The organism is Pseudomonas sp. 05L36 (genome assembly GCF_056398125.1).
Genome location: NZ_JBFTOU010000001.1, coordinates 73457 through 95149 on the forward strand (window position 1 = coordinate 73457; position 21693 = coordinate 95149).

The window sequence follows — 21693 nt, forward strand, 5'->3', positions numbered from 1 at the left end:
CTGATCAACCTCATTCGCTTGAGAGTTCAACCTAATGCGAGATGCCTGTGCTATCGCAGACGCTTGCGTCGCAGCCTCACGCGTTTGCTGGGCTGATGCTTGGATCTCTTTGATAAGCGGCTGCAGTTTGTCTAGGAAGCGGTTGAACCATCCTGAAAGCTCGCCGAGTTCGTTAGGCTGGCGGTAGTTGATTCGCTTGGTCAGGTCGCCGTCGCCGGTTGCAATTTCCTTGATCATGAGCGTGATCACACTCAATGGTTGAAGCGATTTGTGAATGACTACCGCGCATAACAAGAGACCTAATGTTCCGAGCAGCGCACCGAACAAAATACTTTCCCACATGCCTGAACGGCGCCGTGTATCTAGCTGGTCTGCCAGCTTGTCAGCAGGAGCCATCAAAGTATCCCATGGAACATCGATTTTCACTGCCCAAGGTGCTGACTCGCCAATAGGAGAGAAGGGCAGTAGCAACTGAAAATTGTCGCGTTCGCGAGCGGCTGAAATCCCAGAGGCAAATGTTCGTGCCTGAAGCAGTGCTCCATTTTCGGGCCATACCTCAGACGTGAATTTTCCCGCTGATTTCGCCGAGGCGCTGTTCGCTGCGATTACGCCCAAATCGCTCACGATGCTGACCGTCGAATGTCCGCCGTAAATATCTTGGGCTAGCTTTTCGCTTTGCCCCTGAAGATCATTCAGACTCAAATCGACCACCAGCACGCCAACATACTTGCCCTTTTCTAGGTAGGGAACTGCAAGCGATACGAGACCTTCAGTTTGGCCATTCAGTGTGTCGAAGTAAGGGGCGGTGATGCAGGGCTTAAGCGAACTTTTGGAGCAGCTGTACCAATAATTCATCGGTTGGCCGCTAGCATTCGGTTGATCGCCGTTGATAGTTTTTTCGTCTAATGCTGCTAATTCGAATGTAGTACTGCCGTAACGGGAGTAGTAGGTTGAGAAGCGGCCTATTTCGTTTGAGCCGAACTCTGTCTTGCCTTTGAAACCTTCATCTTCGCCACCTGCTTGATTAGGTTCAAAAGCTATGTATAGCCCCAAGAAAGCAGGGTTGGCCGCAATTGCTTGATGAATGCTTTTGACCATATCTCGCCGCAGGTTCCCGGCGCTAATCCGACCCTCCGCAAACTGATCTCGAAGCGTACCCATCTGCAGAGCTACCTGCTGAGCAAGGAGATTGGCATCGCTAAATTTTTTTTCTATGCGAGCTTGCTGGGCTTTCCCGTTGCCGATGAGCTGATCGCGAGCTGCGACTTCTAATAGAACACTGCTCTGCGTTCGGATTCCATCTGAAGACACCTTTCCCTGGTAGACGTTGAGGGCAACGACGCTCGCCAGTGTCGTCACTAAGCATAGTCCTGCCAGGGCCAGCATCCTGAACTTCATTGAATACATCGATAGCATGAGCAACGCCTCTGTTGGGCGCAGTGAGCTGCGCGCATTGCATAAAAAAGGGCGCCTAGAAGACGCCCTGAGGGAAACTTGATTTAGAGCTCAGCTAGTAGTTGAGGCTCATAGGGGGATGCCGTTTGGGCCGCTAGAGGCCGACCCTCACTGTCCCCGGCTTTGGCTGTGGATCAAGTGTTGGGCGACTGGTGATCGCCGTCCCCTTCGTATAGCTCCCTTTCCCCATTGGAGCCACGATGAGTCTCACAGCCAAGTAGTAGGAGAGTCCAGAAATAGCAATCACAGGGATGGAGGCGCCCAAGTAGCGGAACCAACCACTCATTGCGACTGTTACAGGGTCGTACAGAGCCAAATAACCAACCACCGCGACAATGCTGATTAATACAGCTGCCCAGTTCACACCGCCCCAGTAGGCATAGTTGCTGTTGCGAGTCGCGAAAAGACTAGGAGCATCGAGCTGCTCGCGTCTCAGGATGAAGTAATCAACCAGCGTGATCCCGGAGATGCCCACGAACATCACGCCGTTGTACGACAGCCAACTCATAACCTTGGACAGCAACCATTCGGTCTCAAAGGCAAAGTACACACCAGGCAGCAGGAGGAGGGCGAGAAGCAGTTCCCATTTTAATCTTGCGAAGAATTTGACCTGCTGAATTGAAACACCTGCCAGGTAGATCATCACAACCATTGTGGCAATGTTCGCCGTCAGGACGATGGTCATCACGATTGAGCCGAACACTTGCCCACCAACAGCGATCATCCAAATCGTTGGGTCGTAAGTGCCTGCGCTGATGGCTGCAAGGGCCGCGACGGTGGAGACAACCGCTGCTCCGAGGATTCCCACGCCAATGATTGATGGGCCCATGACATGATTTTTGCTTTTTACCAAGCGGGTAAGACCACCCATGACTGGCCACCAAGTCATGGCGTTGGAGACACCAAACTCAACGGCAAGTGCCAGGCCCTGTACGGGGTCATGCGAAAGCATCTGATCCGGTGCTACTTGGTTATTCCAAAGGTTTTCGAGCCCAAACTTATGCACCAGAATGCCGAACATCACCAGGGTGATAAGCATGTGCAGCGGCCCAATGAAACCGTTGAGACGTTCAAAAAACTTAGGCCCCTTGCATGCAATAAACCAAACAAGCAACAGAGCAGCCAAGGCAACGCCAATCACCAGGTGTTCATGTGAATCACCGGTAACCTGGCTTCCTGTGACGGTGGCGGCGACGTTCGCAGCCCCCCTAGCAGTCAATGCTTCAACTACATAAGACCAGCCGATCAAGGTTGCAAGCAAGCCAAATAGGGGAACGATGATCCCTCTGTAGCCGAAAGAGGCTTTAGCGGTATCAATAGGGTCGGTGCCGTATTTGTAGCTAGGTACCCCTGAGGCAAGCGAAACCAGTGCCATGCCGATGATGAGGCCAATCACGTAACCCATCACGCCGAGTCGCCAATCTCCTACATAAGGAAGATAGCTACCAATCAGGAACGCCCAAGTGGCGGCACTGAAAGCGCAGCATGTCCAGAGGAATGAGCCATAGGTTTTATATACCCGATTTCCTGCCAGAACTGGCAGCCGACCCGCAAGTGCTTCTTGTTCGACACTATGTGAAGTGCTCATGCGTTTGCTCCTACTGCAAGCAAGGTACCAATCCAAAGGACAGCACCAAAGAGGATCCATACAGACGCCTCTCGAACTAGCGAAGCCGCGCTACTCCAGCATTCGGAGGAGGTGTGCTCGGGCTGGTTCATGGCCTCCAGTTGTTTCAACAGATCCGTGTTCAAGCTTTCGCTTGTACTCATCATTCCTGTGCCGTGTTCAACGTCAGCTTTGCTCATGTCGTTGCTCTCTGGACGAGTTCTTACGATGCCGTCCGCTTTGGCTGTTTTAGAAAATTATTATGGCAGCGGTAGTAAGTGTTGCCGGACGCTTGTTATTGCTTCCCTTCGGCAGTCGGTGAAACTGTCCAATTGCGCCCTGTATTCAGCCTACGCTTTGCGACTCTCACCTCGTATCCGTTTTTGGCAATCCATTACAAGGCTGCCCCTATCGAAAAGCCTTCTTGAGCTTTGCCGATATTGGCTATGGCCATGCATGCCCTGGCGCTACTTTAGGGGCTCAGTCTCAAAAAAGTGGAGTGCATCTATGAGCAATGACATGCGGGTCGTCGTTATTTCTGGAGCGGGTTCTGGGATCGGCCAGGCGACCGCCGTCCATTTCGCAAGGAGCAATTTCTGTGTGATCGGCTGCGACCTCTCGCAATCAGGCTTGGAGGATACGGCTCAGAAGATCGGCACCGACATTTTCCATTCTCGGGTGGTGAATGTTTCCCGGGAGAATGAGGTGGGAGAGCTCTTTGAATTCGTCAAATCCCTCAAGCTTCCGCTTCATGCAGTGATCCCTTGTGCGGGAGTTGCTCGCACAGGACTGGCTCATGATTTATCGAGGGAGGAGTGGGAGTTTACGCTGGGAGTAAACCTCACCGGCACGTGGTTGATGGCGAAGTATTCGATGCCAATATTCATGCAACAAAAAGGCGGAGCGTTCGTTGCCGTTGGATCGGACGCATCGGTGCGTGGTGCATCGGGGTACGCCGCCTACTGTGCCTCCAAGCATGGTGTTTTAGGCCTTGTGCGGTGTCTTGCGTTGGACTACGGCCCTTTGGGTATACGTAGCAATGCGGTGTGTCCTGGCTTCGTGCAGACACCGATGATGGACAGCTTATTTGCGGAGGCGATCGATCCTGAGGCCGAGATGAAGTCTTACGCAAAAGAGGTGCCGTTGGGCAGATTTGCTCTGCCTGTTGAGGTGGCCAAAGTCATTTTTCACTTGGCGTCAGATGAAGCCAATTACACGAATGGGATCGTTTACTCCCTCGATGGTGGGGCGACTGCAGGGCACTTTGGCTAGCCAGTTGAGTTATTTTTTCTCGGGGGTAACAATTTTGAAATGAGTAAAATCGCACCATACTGGGTCACGTGACCGAGTATTGTGCGAAAAGGTGACATGGCAATATGAAGCGCAAAGTCGTTACCGGCTTCGCGCTTTTTTTTGGGGCTTGCAATGCCTGTGCTTGAGCGCTTCGACAACAGCTGGGGGGAATGGGATTAAGGGCGGTATTGAGCGGCATGGAACTTGCCTGTAAGTTCAAGTCCTTTTAGCTAAGCCGAGATTTCATGATGGCAACTCATACGCCCCAGAGCAGCACTAAATTTCGTTTCATGGAGTCGCATGATGCGTTTGAGCATGCTGGCGGCTTAAATGAGTGGGATGATAATCGTTATCATCAGCTTGAGAAAAAAGCTCATTTTCACGGTGCCATCGCGAGTCATTCCATTGCCGGAAAAGTGCAGGTAACTCGGGAGACGATGGACAGCCAGTGTGTCGAGCAAATTTGTCATGTTCCACTTGATTCGATAGTTATCGTAAATGTGAGATCTGACGAAGATGTACTCCTCAACGGTCGATACGTAAATGCGAGCACTTTCCACATTTCTTCTGGGCGATCTTTTCATGCAGTCTCAAAAGCACCCATCGAAGCGTTGATGCTGACTGTCAGTAAGGCGGCTTTTTTTGAAAGGTTCAAAACAGAAGGTTTCTTTAACATTGAGGAGAAACCTTTCGAGCGATTTATCCAGCCCTCCACTGACACTCAAATCGATTTTGAACTCAATCTCAAGTCTCACTTGAACGATGTACAGGCAGGTATCGGTCAAATTCCATTTAGCTCCGGTTTGGAAAGGGTATTCGGCTGTGTGCAGGAAATTTTGGATTTTGAGACTTCGAGTAGGTTAGTTGTACCTCCTTCGACCAGGACATATATCGTTGAAAAAAGTTGCGAATTTTTTGCTCACCATGTTCATGATGAAAGCATTGGGGTACTAGATCTTTGTAGTCATTTGAGAATTAGTCGTAGAACGCTTCAATACAGTTTCGAAGATGTATTGGGGATGACTCCGCTGAACTATGTAAGATCTGTACGATTGAATACAGCGCGAAAGCTGCTCATGTCCTCTCCCCAGGAAACAATTCAAGGCGCCGCTCTTGATGCTGGTTTCAGCCATTTGGGCAGATTCTCAAAGTATTATCAGGAGTTTTTCGGAGAGCTCCCATCTCAGACTGTTAGTAGGTTGGGCGCTCAGAGGCGCCATCATTGAAATTTATGAAATAAAAAGCCGGCTTTAGAGCCGGCTTCTTATTGGCTAATCCTTAGCCTTTTACCCCGGCCACTAGATATTGTGAATTGAAGCCAAGATCGCCATGACCTGCATCCTGAGCAATTTTGAGGTCATCCGCGAGTGCCGAGATATGGCTGGCCCGCAGACCGCTTGCCTTGAGTGCGTCACGCCATTGAACGACCGCGTCCAGGTATACGTCGACAGTCGCCTGGATTGTGCTGAAATCATTGGCCTCGATTTCCTTGATGCTTTTTTGCACTTTATAGCGCAGCAGATCCAGCATTTTGTCAGCAAACTCTGAGAGCTGGCTGGCACTTACGCCCTGGGTCTTAGCGTACGCCGCTGCCTCAAGAAAGCCGGCCAGGCCCACAGCATAAAAGCTGCCAGTCATCGCGGCGTCAACGATTGGTGGGACAGTCAAGTCCTCACCGGTGTAAATCGTGCCTTGCGGTGCCATTGGTTTTACGGTTTCTGCAATTTCATCCCATACAACTGGATCACATGCGTACTGAATCGCGGTGTATGGGCCGCCAATCAGGTCGGGGTACGAAGAGATGGCGGCGTTAATAAAGATGCCACCTCGACGCTCTACGAGTGTGCGAAAGCGCTGGCCGTCTTCTGGCATAGATGTGCTGAGATTGGCTACAAAGCGCCCGGCTAAATCTAGCGCCTCAATATTGCTTTCTATTAGCGATGCACCGCCGGCAGCGCTGCTAATAATCATGATGGTCAGGTCGCTTGCGTGCACCGCGTCAACGAAGGAAGGGGCGAGCGTCGCGCCTTGCTCTACCAAAGCCTTAGTGGCTTCGGTGCGACGATCCCAAACCGTGACTTTTCGCCCTGCAGCCAGCAGCGTGCGTGCAAGGCCGGAGCCCATCAAACCAGTGCCGATTACCGTTATTGTTTTAGTCATCATCTTATTCCTCATATGGGCGAGGAGCGCTCGCCGGGTTGCGTACACCCCAAAAGCTAAGCGCTGAACCGATAAGTAAATAGCCATTTTCGGCAACTCTACTTTTTTGCTCCTCCTAGCCGGAGAGGTCACGCCTGTTGCCAATTCTGGATAGGACGAACTGAACCCCGGATGTAGCTTGTGTCCTCCGATACCCACAATCCGTGAGGCCTGAAATGAACCAGATCCAGAAACCACAAGACGCTTATGTGCAGGTTGACGAAGTAGAGTGGCAGGAGTTTCCAGAGCAATTTCATACCGGCGGTGTGAAGTGGAAGCTGCTTCATGTATCTCCTGAATTTGGCATCTGGACAGTGATGTTTTTCTGTCCCAACGGCTCTATTTTGCTGCCGCACATTCACCATGGGCCTGCGGAAGGCTACGTGTTCGAAGGCATTCTTGAGTTGCGCGGTGGGCCAGAAAATGGCGGTGCGTTGTGTATCAAACACGGTTTTCTGTATGAAGCCACTGGCGCTGAGCACGAAGAAACCAAGATGCTCGCTGACACTACTTTCATCCTTCAGATGGTTGGCCCAATCACCTGGAAAACCGCCGACGGTAAAGAGGTTAACCAAACCTGGTCTACCGCCCAAGAATTGTGGGAGCAGCAAACTGCTGCCTGAATCCCAGCCATTTGGCTAAAACGTCTGGAGTGCACACGATGAGTATTTTATTTGTATTAACCTCCCACGCGACACTCGGTGACACCGGAAGGGAAACTGGGCTGTGGCTTGAAGAGTTTCTAGCACCTTATTACAGCTTTGTTGACGCCGGTCTCCCGGTTCGCCTTTGCTCGCCACTGGGAGGTAATGCTCCTGTAGATCCAGCTTCGGTAGATGCTCTGAAGGGCAACCCTTTTTACCAACGCTATAAGTCTGATCTCATTCTGGCAGAGCGCATGAACGGCACCGCCAAGCTTTCATCTGTCTCGGCATCGGATATAAGCGCGCTTGTTTATCCGGGTGGCCATGGCCCTCTGTGGGACTTGCGCGATAACCCCCATTCTGTGGCGCTGATTGAGTCGTTTGTTTCGTCAGGCAAGCCTGTTGCCACAATCTGCCATGCGGGCTGCGCATTGCTCGATGCTCGCAAGAGCGATGGGCGCCCCCTAGTTGAAGGCATCCAGGTGACTGCATTTAGTGACAGTGAGGAAGCCGCTGTTGGCCTTGAAAAGGTTGTTCCTTATCTCGTCGAAACTGAAATGAAAGCACTTGGAGCGGTGTACTCGAAGTCCGGTGATTGGGAAAGTCACGTTGTTGTCTCCGGATCGTTGATTACCGGCCAGAATCCAGCGTCTTCTCTGGGAGTAGCCGAAGCAGTGATCAAACGCTTAAAAGCTTGAATTACACGTCAGATTGTCACCTTTAAACCTTATAAAAATACTAAGGATACCGACTGCCATGAGCTTCGTTAAAACGAAAGAAGAGCTTCAGGAAATTCAACGAATTCTCTCTGAAGGTCGTTGCACTATTGAAGCCGTATCGATTGAGTTCGAGACAACCTTCGAGTTCTTACGGTCGGTGCTACCTCCTTGTTTTGATCTACCTGAAACACCTACTGCAATCGCCAGCATTTCACGGTGGCAGAGCGAGCTGTGCGGCGAATTTGATTGCGGGATTATCTCGCTTAAATGCCGATACAAAGAACTTGAAGGCACCACCATGCTCGTGTTGATTGTGAGCGGGGATATGCCAGTCACGATCGGTCGTGAGATGTGGGGGGAGGCAAAGAAAACGGGCATTGCCCAAGTTTACATGGACGGCCATGAGGCCTACGGATTCTGCGAGCGCAACGGTGCACGTTTGATCGAGATTGAAGCCGAATTTGGAGACGACCTTGGCCCTTCAAGCAGTGAAAGCTATGATTTTGAAATCAAAGCGGTGCCTCACTCTACTGGCTTTGGTCTTCAGCACGATCCGATTCTGAACTGCATGAAGAACCAGGAAAACCTTCGAGTAAAGCGTGAAGGTAAAGGGACTCTTAAGCTCAGTGGGACAGCGCTGGATCCGCTTCACACCATTCCAGTCGTATCGGTTGGAACGGCTTATTACACCGAAGGCGAGTCGAGTTGGACTGTACCGCGCTTGGAAGTACTGCCAGACCCTGATGCGTACCTACCTTTTATTTATGGGCAAAAATTTGACGATTTCCGTTTGTTCCGTAAGCCGGCCCGGTTCCAAAATCTGAACAAATAATACGGAGTCAGATTGTTCAAAGTAGCGACGCCCCTGTCATTCATTTTGCTCAGGCGGCGGTACCAGACGCTGCGTAAAATTGAGCAGATACATCCAGCATGGCGGATGTTTTTAGGCGCCCGAAAGGGCGCCTTTTTTTCAGCTCAAAGCAAACTTATACGGGGCAACGCACTGCAGCTCTATCAGCAGGCGCCTGCATGTTTTCGCCGATCATAAGTCCCGTAACCTTCGCTCGCACCAAGCGCTCCGCATATGCTTGTTGCTCTTCATGTGAGTGAGGAATACCAATGCCTGTTGTCATCTACAGGTCACCCTATCCGAGCCATTCTGTTGGGTCAGTCAATTCACAGGCATGAGCCCATCACAGACGTCGATTTGCTCCATCAGCGCCGCCAAGAAGGCGAGTCCGGAGGCTCGTGTTGTCGATGATGTCTTGGATGCAAAAAGGCATGGTAAGTCCGAGAGTGATGGGCCTAGGTTCGCGGAGCAAATGGGTGACGCACCATAGGCTTTTCTTTGGCGGTCTGTCCTTTATACAGACGTACGAGTATGCCTCTTGAAATCATTGTTATGTCTGATTGCTTGAGAGTGCGCGCCCCCTCAAGACTAGACAGCGGCTCGTGAGCCGGCGAGGCCTAAAGCGGCACCATTACTTCAAAATCAGGGACGATTTATGAGCACCGGAGATGATAATAATGCAAAAAATCCTCAGTACTTCCCTTTCATTGGCTTTGGGGTGCGCCTTTACTATCCAGGCCCACGCAGACCTGACTGTAGTTTCACATGGTGGCGCTAATAAAACTGCACAGGTAAAGGCTTTTTATGAGCCATACACGCAGAAAACAGGCACTCGAATCATCGCTGATGAATTCAACGGTGAGATGGCCAAGGTTAAGGTGCAAGTCGATACCGGCAGCGTATCTTGGGACGTAGTCGAGATGGAAATGCCAGAACTGGCGCGTGCATGTGATGATGGTATGTTGGAAGAGATTGGTGAGCAAAACGCCATTTCTAAACTTGCTCCTGATCTGTTATCTGGTGCGGTGCAGACGTGTGGGGTAGGTTTTTTTGTATGGTCTACTGTGCTTGCCTACAATGCAGACAAACTCAAAACCGCACCAACTGGTTGGGTTGATTTTTGGGATGTTGTGAAATTCCCAGGCAAGAGGAGCCTGCGTAAGGGAGCAATGTATACATTGGAGTTCGCACTGATGGCTGACGGTGTTGAGCCAAAGGACGTTTATACCGTACTTAGTACGCGGGAAGGTCAAGATAGAGCTTTCGCTAAGCTCGACAAGATTAAACCCTATATTCAATGGTGGGAGGCAGGCGCTCAACCGCCTCAATATCTCGCTTCCGGCGACGTCGTAATGAGCTCTGCTTACAATGGACGCATCGCTGCGGTGCAGAACGAGAGCAATCTTCGTGTTGTCTGGAACGGGGGTATTTATGACATGGACGCTTACGCTATTCCTAAAGGCGCCCGAAACCCAGAGGAAGGCATTCGCTTCATTCAATCTGTATTGCAAACAGACGCTCAGAAAGCTTTCGCCCAGCAAATCGCTTATGGCCCAGTAAACCGGGCCGCGGTTCCGCTTGTAGATGCAGCACGACGCAGCAATATGCCCACAGACGAGACAAACCTAGCTCACCAGGTGGCTATGAACGCATCTTTCTGGGCAGATCATGGAGAGCAGCTGGAGCAGCGCTTCAATGCTTGGGCCGTCAAACAATAGATTGTTTGCGCCTACCGTTAAGTCGCCTTAGGGCGGCTTTTTTATATTTTAAAGGCTAAATGTTTTGATAAATTTCCATAAGAGTATCAAGGCTCTGGGCTTCCCACAATTCACCGAGGTTTCGCTCTGGGCGCAATCATCTCTGCTTAGAGTTCCACTAATAATGCCCTAGGTTTTAGATTTGCGAATCATGAAAAACTGTTTTCGCATCGTTCGTTTTACTGGAGTATGGCTTGCCCGTTAGTATCTGGCACCAAAGATCAACGGCGGTGGTGATCATGTCAGCGCGTACCTGCGGGGGCATGCTTGGTTGCCATTGATAGAAGAAGTTTCCTTCAATCATCGTGGCTATGAGTCCGCTGTATGTTTGAACCTTCTCTGCGCTGAGATGAGGGTTGATAAGAGTGACCAAATATTTCATTCCGCTAAGAAAATGGTCGTATTGGTCGATCATTATTTTCTTGGTTTGATCATCTTGAGTTGCTAGGGCTCCAATTTGAAAAAAAAGCCTGCCCGTCATATCGTCCATCGTTGCTAGCATGTTCTCTCGAATAGCTAACTCAAATCGTTCGAGGGGTGGCATTGAATCGTTAAGATAAATTTCTTCGAATCTAATGACGTACCGCTCTAGTTTCGATTTTATCATTTCGATGTAGAGTTTCTCAGTGTTTCCGCAATAGTGTTGTAAATTGCTTAGACTTATTCCGACTTCTTTGGCGACCTTGCGGGCGGAAAATTCAGCGTATCCATCGCGAAGAAAAATTGCCGCAGCCGCATCATTGATCTCGTCAAGTTTTCGCGACCGTTTTTCGGCACGGCTATATTTTACTGGCTTATTCATTTCGTTGGTCATGCTGTTCATTTGTACAAATTGCTCTCGCACAGGCGGTATACGTTAAGAGTTGCTGGAATTGACGATGTTGGCAAGTCTGAAAGTGGGCAATTTGAAACAAGGTATCTGGCGAGTGAGCAAGTGGGGTGGAGGTGCCCAGTGTCACTCGGGTGTTCCTGTGGCGTAGGGAAAGGTTACAAAATCGGTCGCTCGACCTAGGTTGATGCGTTTATACACAATTTCATGCCATTCACTTGTCGGAATCGCAGTGGGCTTTAGGTATCAATAAGGCCGATGCTTGCGCCCATAACTAGCTGATATAGCTAGTTAAAATTAAAATTTACATCGCCCGCACCTCTCGTGAATGAGGCACAACTCCTGCTTGGCTCATCTTTTGCTTGATGCATGTATCTATGGGTGAGGATCGAATGCTCACCGGTTGTTTTGTCAATGGGAGCCCATCATGCCAATTACCTTGAATGACCTGGCCCAAATTCCAGAGCTTCGCTCGCGCGTGATTGCTGGCGAGAGGGGCGGTAATGAGTTGGTGAGCTGGGCGCACGTTTGCGAGCTGCCCGATCCCTCTGAATGGCTGGGCAAAGGTGATGTGCTTATGACCACAGGCATCGGCATTCCCGTCGATGCTTCGCAACAAGCGTCATACATCCAGCGACTTCATGCGGGGGGAGTGGCTGGGATGATGATTGGCGACAACATGAAAGCACCTGCTTGTCTTGATGCGCTTATCAAAGAGGCTGAAAGTCTCGGTTTTCCCATACTGATGACTGAATACGGCGTTCCTTTCTCGGCAGTAACGAAGGCGGTGATGGAGGCCTACAAGCAGCTAGAATACGCGCGACGTACTGCCATAACGAAGATCTATGAAACCGCTCGTCTCAGCATCCAGGGCATTGGCCTGCCGCAACTGATGAAGTCGTTAGGCAGCGATGTTGGTGCTGTGCTGCATTTGGTCGAGCCAGAAACACTGCGTCCGTGGATGGCAGGACTGCGGGAGTTGCCTGATTCACATCGTGAGGTTCTGCTCCTGCGTCCTCGCTCAGTCCAAAGTACTCCTATCGTCCAGCGTTGTGCTATCGAGGGGGGGGAGACGGTGCTGATGTCGGTACCGTCATATAGAGGAGGTTTGCTAGCGGCTCATAGCGCTGAAGCCTTGGATTATGGCTTGCTTCACCATATCGTCGCAGTGATCGGCATTGAACTTGAACGTCTAAAGGTTGAAAGAGAGACCAAGCTCCGACTTGGCAGCGAGCTTATTGACGACCTGCTTCATAAGCGTGTTCTTCCTCGCCAGGCTCAAAGTCGACTGGAGGCGTCTGGTGCGGATGTCGAACATTTGCGAATGGCGGTATGTGAAGGGGCGATAATTTCCGTCAAGGAGATTGACCTGGCGCTTGTCCGGCAGGGTTTTGAGCTGATCATTCGTGCGCAAGGTGAGGAGATCATCTTTCTCTGCTGGGATGATGTGTCATTAGAGCGTCTGCAATCCACGCTTAACGTCCTAATCGGTGTAAGCGATATTTTTGATTACCTGGATGACTTTACGAATGCACTGCGTGAAGCTCGTCTTGCGCTAGCTCACGCTACTACTTCAATGCCATTGAGTTTCTATTCGGATGCCGGAGTGAGCGCTCCTTGGCTTCCTCAAAATCTGCACGATGCGACCGAGGCCTTCCATAAGGTGTTGGGGGGGCTTGCAGAGTACGATAAGGCTCAGCATGCTCCCTTAGTTCACACCCTCCGCACATTCCTTGAAAATAACCGTTCGTGGGTAAATACCGCTCTTAAACTCCATATCCATAAGCAAACGCTTGTTTATCGCGTTCGCCGGATTGAAGATATAACTGGCAGGTCGCTTGATTCCACGGACGATGTTTCAATCTTATGGTTTGCCTTAAAAGCAGCTGACTTGGCTGGAGCACTTGCAAAGCGTACAAGTGGATCAATGGCGTCAGCACAAGCCGAAGAGAATTATAAAGCAGTAGGCTAGAAATAAGATTTATTCGTTTCTGAATTTCGCGTCTAGCTAAGGCGTGGATTCGTTCGTCTATTTTTTAGTTATTTGTAGTTCTTGCAGTTTTTATAGTTTCGCTTTTATGCCCTTAAGGATGCTCACTGTTTTTCGGTTTTTTTATGATGTCGTCAGTGGTTTGTAGATGTATTAAGTTGGCTTGTACGATCGAACAGCAGGGTTGGTGATTTTTTTACGTTTGAACTATTGCTCGTCAAGTGGGGGGGGCTGAAGATGGGGTACGGTTCTCGTCGAATCGGGAAAACAACAATTATTTGAACAATAGCGAGGATAATAATTATGGGCTTTGTCAAAACTCCCGAAGAAGTAAAAGAAATCCAAGCGCTTCTTTCAAAAGGACGCTTTACTGTAGAATCAGTTTCCATCGAGTTCGAAACTACTTTCGAGTTCCTTCGAAAGGTTCTGCCTCCGTGCTTTGAGTTGCCAGAGAAACCGATCGCTATCGCTAACGTATCCCGCTGGCAGAGCGCCCTGTGCGGCGAGTTCGACTGCGGCGTCATCTATCTGAATTGCCGCTACAAAGAGTTCACCGGTACTACCATGCTTACCCTCTTCGTGAGCGGCGATATGCCTGTGACTATCGGTCGTGAAATGTGGGGTGAAGGCAAGAAGCTCGCTTCCTCCCAGCTGTACTTCGATGGCAACGATGCCTACGGTTACACCGAGCGCAATGGTGTTCGTTTGATCGAGATCTCTGCGGAATTTGGCCCGGAACTCGGCCCGCTGGAAGCCAGCAACTACGACTTCGAAATCAAAGCTCAGCCGCACGTCACTGGGATCGGCCTGCAGAACGACGTAGTTCTCAACTGCATGAAAACCGAAGAGTCGTACCGTAGTACTCGCGTTGGTAAGGGCACTCTGAAGCTCAACGGCTCCCAGATGGATCCGCTGGACACTATTCCGATCGTGTCTGTGGGTGAGGCCTTCTACGCAGAAGGTGCTTCCTCTTGGACTGTTCCATGGTTCGATGAGCTGCCAGATCGTGACGCCTATGTGCCGTTTATCTACGGTCAGAAGTACGACGATTTCCGATTCTTCCCAAAACCAAAGCGTTTCGCGGAGTAATCAGCGACTGCGCTATTTCCACCATACAAGAAATGAAGAACAAGTTGTAACTCGCATGCCCCGGTTGTTCCGGGGTATGCGGCTCACAAGTTACTTCAGCTAACAGGTGAAACTACATCATGTCTACTAATAATCATGCGAGTGACCAGGGGAAATGGATTGCCCTGTTTCTTTGCTTCATTGCAACGGTAGCGATTTTTGTCCCCTATGTAGGTTACTCGACTCAGATCGTCACAATGATGACCGATCTGAACATGACTTACGCGATGGTAGGCACGTTGGCATCCGCGTCAGCTGTGGCCGGCGGTATTATGCTTCCTTTTGCGGGTATGTTGGTTGATCGCTGGGGTGCTAAGAAAATTACCGTTGTTGGGCTGTTCATATCTGCGGTTGGGCAAGTGGCTTTCGCCTATGTGCCCACCTATGACGCCATGTTGCTTTCTAGGATTTTCCTTGGTGCGGGCATTCCGCTTTTGTTCATCGGGCCTTATACGCTCGCTCTTCGTTGGTTTGAGCAGTCGGGTAAGACTGGTGTCGCAATGGGGGCAATGTTGGCTACTGACGGCATTGGCACCTTGTTGGCGCTGTACGCCTACTCGCATGTCCTGAACGCCTACGGTTGGCGTGACGGGTCGGCTATGGGTGCGATTGTGCTTGTTGTCACGATGTTTGTGGCGATCTTCTTCTTGAAGGAGCCAAAGCATTTCGCGGAGCTAGATTCACAACCAAAATTGCAATCGGTTCTTCGAGATTTCCTCACAGCGCTGACGCATAGAAACGTTTTGGTTGCGTCTGTATTCCTCGTCGGTGTTTGGGGTTCCTATGCGGTGGCGGTCTATTGGGTTCCTACGATCCTGATGGAGGAAAACGGCTGGACTGAAAGTGATGCCGGCTTGATCGGTGCGCTTTATCCGCTGGTAGGTATGATTTGCGCGGTAAGTTTTGGGTTGCTTTCTGATCGTCTGGGTCGCAGGAAGCCACTAATGTTTATTTCTGGCATTGGCATGACGATCGCCTTCTTTGGTTGTGCGTTTGCCTTGGCAAACAAGAACTACACGCTTCTCGCGGCAATGCTTCCTATATCCGGTTTGTTTGCTTACGGTGGCATACCGTTAGCATATTGCTTGGCGGCTGATTCTGTCGGGATCAAGCTCGCTGCAACAGCTAATGGAATCATCATGAGTGTTGGGTTTCTGTTAGGTGGCGTTGTTTATCCCATTATTCTTGGGATGGTGAAAGACAGCACTGGCCATTATACCGATGGCTTTATTGCAGCATCATTTTCCCTGATCGTGCTCAATATAATCGCCGTGATATTTGCTCGCGAACACGTAGCAGCTAAACCGCATTCGGCGTTTGCATAACTCGAATTCAAAGTGCAACAAAAACTAAGTAGAGTAAGCAGGAGTTAACAATGAACATTTACTACGATGGCAAGTTTGTCCAGAGCCAAGGCTCGGCTATTCCAGTTGAAAACCCGGCAACCGAAGAGATTTTTGCCGAAGTCGCTGAGGCCACCATGAGCGAGCTGGATGCAGTCGTCGCTTCTGCCTTATCTGCTCAGCGCAAATGGGTGCGCGTCGGTGCCGGCGAGCGTGCTGAACTGCTACACACCTGTGCTGCGCGTCTGCGTGAACATGCTCCTGAGCTGGCTCGCCTGCTCACCCAGGAAAGCGGCAAGCCGCTGCGCGAATCTCTCGACGAAGTCGAGTGGAGCGTTGATGCCTACCGCCACCTGGCAGAAGTGGCTCGAACCCAAGGTGGCCAGGTTGTTCAGCCAAACATGCATGGTCAGATGAACCTGGTGGTGCGTGAGCCGCTGGGCGTTATTGTCAGCATCCTTCCTTTCAACTTCCCGATTCTGTTAATGACCTGGCAGGTTGCAGCGGCTCTGGCGGCGGGTAACACCTGCATCGTCAAGCCATCGGAAGTCACCCCGATGACCGCTTTGCTGCTGGCCAAGATCTTCGATCACCTGCCACCGGGCATCTTCAACGTCGTCACCTGTGGTGCCAAAGGCTCGGCCTACCTGGTTTCGCACCCTGACACTCACATGATTGCATTCACCGGCTCGGTACCTACCGGTCAGAAAATCATGCAGGGCGCGACTGAGCGTATGAAGCCGTTGCTCCTTGAATTGGGCAGCTCCGATCCATTCATCGTCATGGATGATGCCGACTTCGATATGGCAGTGAAGGCCGCTACTTTCTCGGCTTTCCTTAACTCGGGCCAAGTCTGCACCGGTTCCGAGCGCTTCTTCATCCACGAAAAGATCTATGACGATTTCATGGATGCGTTGGTCAAATCGGTTCGCACTCTGCGCATCGGCGACCCGATGGGTGATGTTGACCTCGGCCCACTGGTCAACAAGGCTGCTGTAAACACTGTCGAAAAAGGTTTGGCGCATCTGCAAAGCTTGGGCGCGACCATCCGTCATGGTGGCACCCGTGGTGGCTTCACTCGCGGTCACTTCTTCGAGCCGACTATTGTCGAGATCACTGACCCGCTGAAACAACAGCCGCGCCATGAGCTGTTCGGCCCGCAAGCTACGTTCTGCCGTATTCGCTCGCTGGATGAGGCAATCGCGCATGCCAACAATACCGACTTCGGCCTTGGCTCTTGCATCTTTACTTCCAGCTTCGAGTCGGCCATGCGTGCTGCAACCGAGATCGATGCTGGCCACGTATGGATCAATGACCCATTGAAAGACAACGTTGCCGCTCCGTTCGGTGGCAAGAAGATGTCCGGCCTGGGTCGTGAGCTCGGTCTGGATGGCATTAATGCCTTTACTGATGTGAAGCACATTCACATGCAATTTAAGGCTGAAACTCAGGGTTGGTGGTTCCCTTACACTCGCCCAGACATTTAATCAGTCTGATGTGAGCAAGGCGACCTGTGGTGCTGAGCAGGTCGCTTATTGCTTCTCTGAATTGCCGGCCCAACGAAGTTGGCCGGCTTTTTTTATTGGGAGTTTGAAGCATGAACGGACATTTAGCGCTCGCCATCGCCATCTGTATGGAAGTTATTGCCACAAGTGCGTTGGCATCGATTCAAGGTTTAACAAAACCACTTCCTCTGTTGGCTGTTATCATAGGGTATGTCTCGTCTTTCTATATGCTCGCCATTGTGGTTAAGACCATTCCGATCGGCATCGCTTATGCAATATGGTCGGGTATGGGAATTGTGCTGGTTACGCTAGTGAGTGTTGTCATCTATCGCCAAAAACCAGATATGGCGGCAATCGTGGGGATGGGGATGATTGTGGCGGGGGTAGTTACGATTCAACTGTTCTCGTCGATGAAGCCGCATTAATTGACTGCGAGAGATGTAGTGCAGTATGGCCTGCCCTAAGGTTAGGGCAGGCTGGGTTGGGGGTCACTGGGCTAGGAAGCCTCCATCCACAACGAGATCTGTGCCGGTCACGTAGGACGACTCGTCAGAAGCCAGGAACAGCACAACGTTTGATACTTCTTCAGGTTTCGCCATGCGGCCCATTGGCGTTGCGTCAATGTATGCCTGCAATTCGACTTCCGCCTCGTTCATGGGTGTGGCGACCATGCCAGGGCAGACCGTATTCACCCGGATGTTTTGTTTTGCCAGTTTCAGTGCAGCGCTGCGAGTCATTGTCAGCAGCGCGCCTTTGGAAGCGTTATAGGCGAAATATTCCGAATCGCCCACGAACCCCAGGATTGACGAGATGTTGACGATTGAGCCTACTCCCGCTCGCTGCATAGATGGAACGACCGCCCGCATCCCGAGGTAAACACCTGTTTGGTTGACGGCAATTGTGCGACTCCAGAACTGAGGGTCTTCTATAGCAAATCCGCCTGGTTGCCCTGTGATGCCGGCATTGTTCACCAGCACATTGATGTCACCCCAGCGCTCCTCCGCAGCCTCAACTGCGTCTTGCCAAGACTGCTCGCTCGTCACGTCCAGTTCGAGGTAGTGAATGGCTAGCCCATCTTCTCTTGCTTGTGCTGCCAGTTTGCGTCCTTCGTCGTGCAACACATCAGCGATGTGGACTTTTGCTCCGTGTTGGGCAAGTACCATTGCATGAGAGGCACCCATTCCACGGGCGCCACCAGTGATAAATACGTGCTTATTTGCCAGTCGTGCTTGCATAAGTTAACCATGTTTATTTGTAATTTTACATGGATCCGCATTAGTAGTTAAATCCTGTTGGTTCGTAAACTCAATTGATCGAATGTACGGGTTGGGTGTGCAAATTAGTATCTTCGCACGAGTGACTTGTGGGGAGGATTTTGCCTAGTATGGCTTCGTAAGTGTAGTTCTGGGAAGTTTACGTTTGATTTAAGTATTGGGGGTTGTTCCCCTCATATCAGTAGTTAATTCGGGATTTCACAAATGAAGAACAAGAATAAATTCCCAGTACGTTGGCATGTTTGCGTAGGTGCATTCATTCTTCCAGTCGCTATGTCGCACGCTGAGCAGCAATCCGATGCTGCTGGCTTTGTAGAAGGCAGCCACCTCAAGCTCCTTTCTCGCAACTACTACTGGCACCAGACCGGAGATGCAGGTAAGCAGAAGGACTGGACTCAGGGTGAAATGCTGGATTTCACATCTGGATTCACCCAGGGTGTTGTTGGGTTTGGCCTAGACGCCTTTGCTTACGGTGCAGCAAAGCTCGATGGTGGAAGCGGGCAAGTAGGCTCGATGACATTGCCTTTTCGTGATGATGGCAATCCAGCGGATAGCTACAGCAAGGCTGGCGGCAGTGTGAAATTAAGGCTGTCGAGCACAACGCTTCGGTACGGTGACCTGCAACCTCAAGTCCCTGTGTTCGCTACTGGTAACTACTACCAACTGAATCAAACTGCGACCGGTTGGATGCTCGACAGCGCTGAGCTCTCCGGCCTGGCCTTGGGGGCTGGTCACTTCACTTCTGGTACTGGCTACATTTCGACTAATCATGACGGTGATTTGGGGCTCGCTTATGCCGGAAAGAGCACTTCACAAATTGACTATGCCGGCGGAGCGTACTCCTTCAGTGATCAGTTGTCGGTAATGCTTTACGCGGCCCAGTTCAAAGACCTTATGAATCAGTATTACTCGAATGTGAATTACATACTGCCGCTTTCGGATACTCAGGCGTTCACATTTGATTTCAATATCTATCGCAGTGTTGATTCGGGTCAAGCCGAGGCGGGTGATATCAATCTCACTGCAGCATCCGTGTCTGCTGCTTTCTCAACTGGCCCACATAAGTTTTTGCTTGCGATACAGCGAAATGATGGCGACCAGCCTCAGGACTATGCTGCTATCGGCAGTACTCGGCCGGGTGTAGCTGCTGGCGTTTACAGTGGTGGTATCTATCTTGCTAACGCAACCGAAATTTCCGATTTCAATGCCCCTAACGAGCGGTCAGTTCAGGTTCGATATGATCTAGATATGTCGACTTTTGGTGTCCCTGGGGCGAAGTTTACGCTCAAGCATCTCCGCGGGTATGACATTGACGGCACCCACTTATCTGAAGACTCAGCTTACTTTGATTTATATGGAAAATCCGAGAAAGAGCACGAGACAAACATAATTGCAGAATATGTTGTTCAGTCAGGGCCGGCGAAAGATCTTTCGGCGAAAGTTTTCCAGTCATGGCATTCCGGGGCGTCGAGTACCGGAGGTTCCATCACTCAAACGCGGTTCTCGTTGAGCTATCCACTCGAAATTTTCTGAACCGCAGAATAATAAATGCTTGATCTAGTGCAATAGATCAGTTGGTCATGATTGTCGACAGGCTGCCCTCCGTAGGAGTAATAACATGAGTGAAAATGTTAGCGTTGAGTCTTCGCAGGGAGAGCGGCGTGCCGCAATTGTCGAGGCGAGATCGATTGACTATGTGCCTTTGTCAGAGCGGCATGGACGTCTTGGTGATCAGGCAACCATCTGGTTCGCAGGCAGTGCTCAGTTGCTCAGTTTGGCGACCGGGGCGATTGGTATCGCTTTAGGGTTGAATCTTGTCTGGACGTTGATTGGCCTAGCCCTAGGCACGTTCCTAGGGACTATTCCGGTCGCAGCGCATGCCAGTCAGGGCCCTCATCTCGGCTTGCCCCAGATGGTTCAAACACGGCCCCAGTTTGGTCGTTACGGTGCGGTGTTTATTTGGATCGTAGCTGTACTGGTGTATTGGGGTTACGTCGTTCTGAACGTAAATTTGATGGGTGCTACCGCTCAACAATTGGAGCTGGGGACAGCGACGATTTCGGGGATAGTGCTGGGTGTCGTTTCTATTGTTGTGGCCATCTTCGGTTACAATCTACTCCACGTTGGGCAGCGATACACCACTATGGCCTTGGTTGCTGTGCTGGGGGTGTTCGTCGTGGGGCTTGCGATGGCCGGGGGATTTACCTCGGGAATGCTCGCTCTGGAAGGGTCGTTTTCATTCACACCTTTCCTAATGGTGACGTCGGCTGCGTTAGCCTATCAGTTGTCGTGGGCGTTCTTCGTTTCTGATTACTCCAGGTACATGCCTCCAACTACGAGCCATCGTTCGATTATCGCCTACACGGCGATAGGGGCTGGTCTCGGTGTGTTCAGCATGGAGGCAGTAGGTGCTATCTGCGCTGCTTTTTACCCAAAGGATGCATTGACTCAAGGTCTGCAACAGGCCGGTGATTCGATCTATCCGGGCTTTGGGGCGGTGGTTCTCGTGGTAGGGGGTATCGCGCTGCTGATCTTCAACGGCATGTGCGTTTACGGGGGGGCATTAACCCTGATCACTGCGCTGGACAGTATTGTCCCGACGAACCCAAGCCGTTCACTACGTATCAAGGCCATCGTGATCCTAGGTATTTCGGCAACGGTAGTAGGTGTGCTGTTGCCCGATACGTTTATCAATACCACGTTCTACACAGTGCTCGCCGTTCTGGCATATCTCATGGCGCCTTGGACAGCAGTCAATCTCGTTGACTATTTCATTGTCCGCAAAGGCCAATACTCGGTGCGTGAGATTTTTCGGTCTGATGGAATCTATGGGAAATGGAATTGGAGAGGCATGGCAGCTTATGTCATCTCGTTTGTCGCCATGATTCCTTTCATGTACCTGCCGTTTTATCAAGGCCCTGTCGCTGCTTGGTTCGGTGGTGTGGATTACGCGTTCTTTGTGGGGATTCCGGTGGGCGGCATTCTCTATTGGTTGTTTTGCATGAGTCTCGATGTTCGATCTGAGTTGCTGTTAATCAAAGATGCAGATGCGGATCTAGACAAGGACGCCGCACCAATTCTGTGACGGGCCTTTCCTGCGG

18 protein-coding genes and 1 pseudogene are annotated in these 21693 nt (G+C 50.9%); 13 read left to right on the top strand and 6 right to left on the bottom strand.

Annotated elements, in window-relative coordinates:
• Positions 1–132 precede the first annotated feature (132 nt).
• From AC1DKH_RS00365 to AC1DKH_RS00375, 3 genes and pseudogenes are all read right to left on the bottom strand, one after another.
• A pseudogene (locus AC1DKH_RS00365) lies at positions 133–1416 on the bottom strand (methyl-accepting chemotaxis protein); the annotation flags it as partial.
• Positions 1417–1549: 133 nt separating this feature from the next.
• Positions 1550–3043, bottom strand: a complete 1494-nt coding sequence (locus tag AC1DKH_RS00370; RefSeq protein WP_223616364.1) for a cytosine permease — start codon at positions 3041–3043, stop codon at positions 1550–1552.
• Positions 3040–3261 carry a hypothetical protein gene (locus tag AC1DKH_RS00375; protein WP_223616363.1) on the bottom strand — a complete coding sequence of 74 codons (222 nt, stop codon included), beginning with the start codon at positions 3259–3261 and terminating at the stop codon, positions 3040–3042. The genes AC1DKH_RS00370 and AC1DKH_RS00375 overlap by 4 nt, the downstream gene beginning before the upstream one ends.
• Before the next feature lie 307 nt (positions 3262–3568).
• Between AC1DKH_RS00375 and AC1DKH_RS00380 the strand changes: the two genes are divergently transcribed.
• Positions 3569–4333 carry an SDR family NAD(P)-dependent oxidoreductase gene (locus AC1DKH_RS00380; protein ID WP_223616362.1) on the top strand — a complete coding sequence of 255 codons (765 nt, stop codon included), beginning with the start codon at positions 3569–3571 and terminating at the stop codon, positions 4331–4333.
• 266 nt (positions 4334–4599) lie between these two features.
• Positions 4600–5580, top strand: coding sequence for a helix-turn-helix domain-containing protein (locus AC1DKH_RS00385; RefSeq protein ID WP_223616361.1), 981 nt, complete (start codon positions 4600–4602; stop codon positions 5578–5580).
• Positions 5581–5632: 52 nt separating this feature from the next.
• Here AC1DKH_RS00385 and AC1DKH_RS00390 read toward each other — a convergent pair whose 3' ends face one another.
• Positions 5633–6601 carry an NAD(P)-binding domain-containing protein gene (locus AC1DKH_RS00390; RefSeq protein WP_477797120.1) on the bottom strand — a complete coding sequence of 323 codons (969 nt, stop codon included), beginning with the start codon at positions 6599–6601 and terminating at the stop codon, positions 5633–5635.
• Between the two features lie 128 nt (positions 6602–6729).
• Here AC1DKH_RS00390 and AC1DKH_RS00395 point away from each other — a divergent pair, with 128 nt between their 5' ends.
• From AC1DKH_RS00395 to AC1DKH_RS00410, 4 genes are all read left to right on the top strand, one after another.
• Positions 6730–7176, top strand: a complete 447-nt coding sequence (locus AC1DKH_RS00395) for a cupin domain-containing protein (RefSeq protein ID WP_223616360.1) — start codon at positions 6730–6732, stop codon at positions 7174–7176.
• A 38-nt stretch (positions 7177–7214) separates the two neighbouring features.
• Positions 7215–7895 (top strand): type 1 glutamine amidotransferase domain-containing protein, encoded by a 681-nt coding sequence (locus tag AC1DKH_RS00400; protein WP_223616359.1) that lies wholly within the window; start codon positions 7215–7217, stop codon positions 7893–7895.
• 58 nt (positions 7896–7953) lie between these two features.
• The gene (locus AC1DKH_RS00405; RefSeq protein ID WP_223616358.1) at positions 7954–8748 is read left to right on the top strand and encodes an acetoacetate decarboxylase family protein; all 795 of its coding nucleotides are present in this window, start codon (positions 7954–7956) and stop codon (positions 8746–8748) included.
• A gap of 695 nt (positions 8749–9443) precedes the next feature.
• The gene (locus AC1DKH_RS00410) at positions 9444–10484 is read left to right on the top strand and encodes an ABC transporter substrate-binding protein (protein ID WP_223616357.1); all 1041 of its coding nucleotides are present in this window, start codon (positions 9444–9446) and stop codon (positions 10482–10484) included.
• Between the two features lie 175 nt (positions 10485–10659).
• Here the strand turns inward: AC1DKH_RS00410 and AC1DKH_RS00415 are convergent, their stop codons facing one another.
• Positions 10660–11337: a TetR/AcrR family transcriptional regulator gene (locus AC1DKH_RS00415; protein WP_223616356.1), complete on the bottom strand. Its 678-nt coding sequence runs from the start codon at positions 11335–11337 to the stop codon at positions 10660–10662.
• A 442-nt stretch (positions 11338–11779) separates the two neighbouring features.
• Between AC1DKH_RS00415 and AC1DKH_RS00420 the strand changes: the two genes are divergently transcribed.
• The 5 genes from AC1DKH_RS00420 (at position 11780) to AC1DKH_RS00440 (ending at position 17743) form a co-directional block, all read left to right on the top strand.
• Positions 11780–13324 (top strand): PucR family transcriptional regulator, encoded by a 1545-nt coding sequence (locus AC1DKH_RS00420; RefSeq protein WP_223616355.1) that lies wholly within the window; start codon positions 11780–11782, stop codon positions 13322–13324.
• Positions 13325–13645: 321 nt separating this feature from the next.
• Positions 13646–14431: an acetoacetate decarboxylase family protein gene (locus AC1DKH_RS00425; RefSeq protein WP_223616354.1), complete on the top strand. Its 786-nt coding sequence runs from the start codon at positions 13646–13648 to the stop codon at positions 14429–14431.
• Between the two features lie 119 nt (positions 14432–14550).
• Entirely contained in the window at positions 14551–15795 is a 1245-nt protein-coding gene (locus tag AC1DKH_RS00430) for an MFS transporter (protein ID WP_223616353.1), read from the top strand.
• Between the two features lie 50 nt (positions 15796–15845).
• On the top strand, positions 15846–17300 hold the full coding sequence (locus tag AC1DKH_RS00435) for an aldehyde dehydrogenase family protein (protein ID WP_223616352.1): 1455 nt from the start codon (positions 15846–15848) through the stop codon (positions 17298–17300).
• A 110-nt stretch (positions 17301–17410) separates the two neighbouring features.
• A complete protein-coding gene (locus tag AC1DKH_RS00440; protein ID WP_223616351.1) occupies positions 17411–17743 on the top strand; it encodes a DMT family transporter in 333 nt (110 codons plus the stop codon).
• Between the two features lie 63 nt (positions 17744–17806).
• On the opposite strand, the gene AC1DKH_RS00445 is transcribed toward AC1DKH_RS00440, so the two are convergent.
• On the bottom strand, positions 17807–18553 hold the full coding sequence (locus AC1DKH_RS00445; RefSeq protein WP_223616350.1) for an SDR family NAD(P)-dependent oxidoreductase: 747 nt from the start codon (positions 18551–18553) through the stop codon (positions 17807–17809).
• A 243-nt stretch (positions 18554–18796) separates the two neighbouring features.
• On the opposite strand from AC1DKH_RS00445, the gene AC1DKH_RS00450 reads away from it, so the two are divergent.
• Both AC1DKH_RS00450 and AC1DKH_RS00455 read left to right on the top strand, forming a co-directional pair.
• A complete protein-coding gene (locus AC1DKH_RS00450) occupies positions 18797–20125 on the top strand; it encodes an OprD family outer membrane porin (protein WP_223616349.1) in 1329 nt (442 codons plus the stop codon).
• 85 nt (positions 20126–20210) lie between these two features.
• Entirely contained in the window at positions 20211–21677 is a 1467-nt protein-coding gene (locus AC1DKH_RS00455) for a purine-cytosine permease family protein (RefSeq protein WP_223616348.1), read from the top strand.
• The last annotated feature ends 16 nt before the right edge of the window (positions 21678–21693 follow it).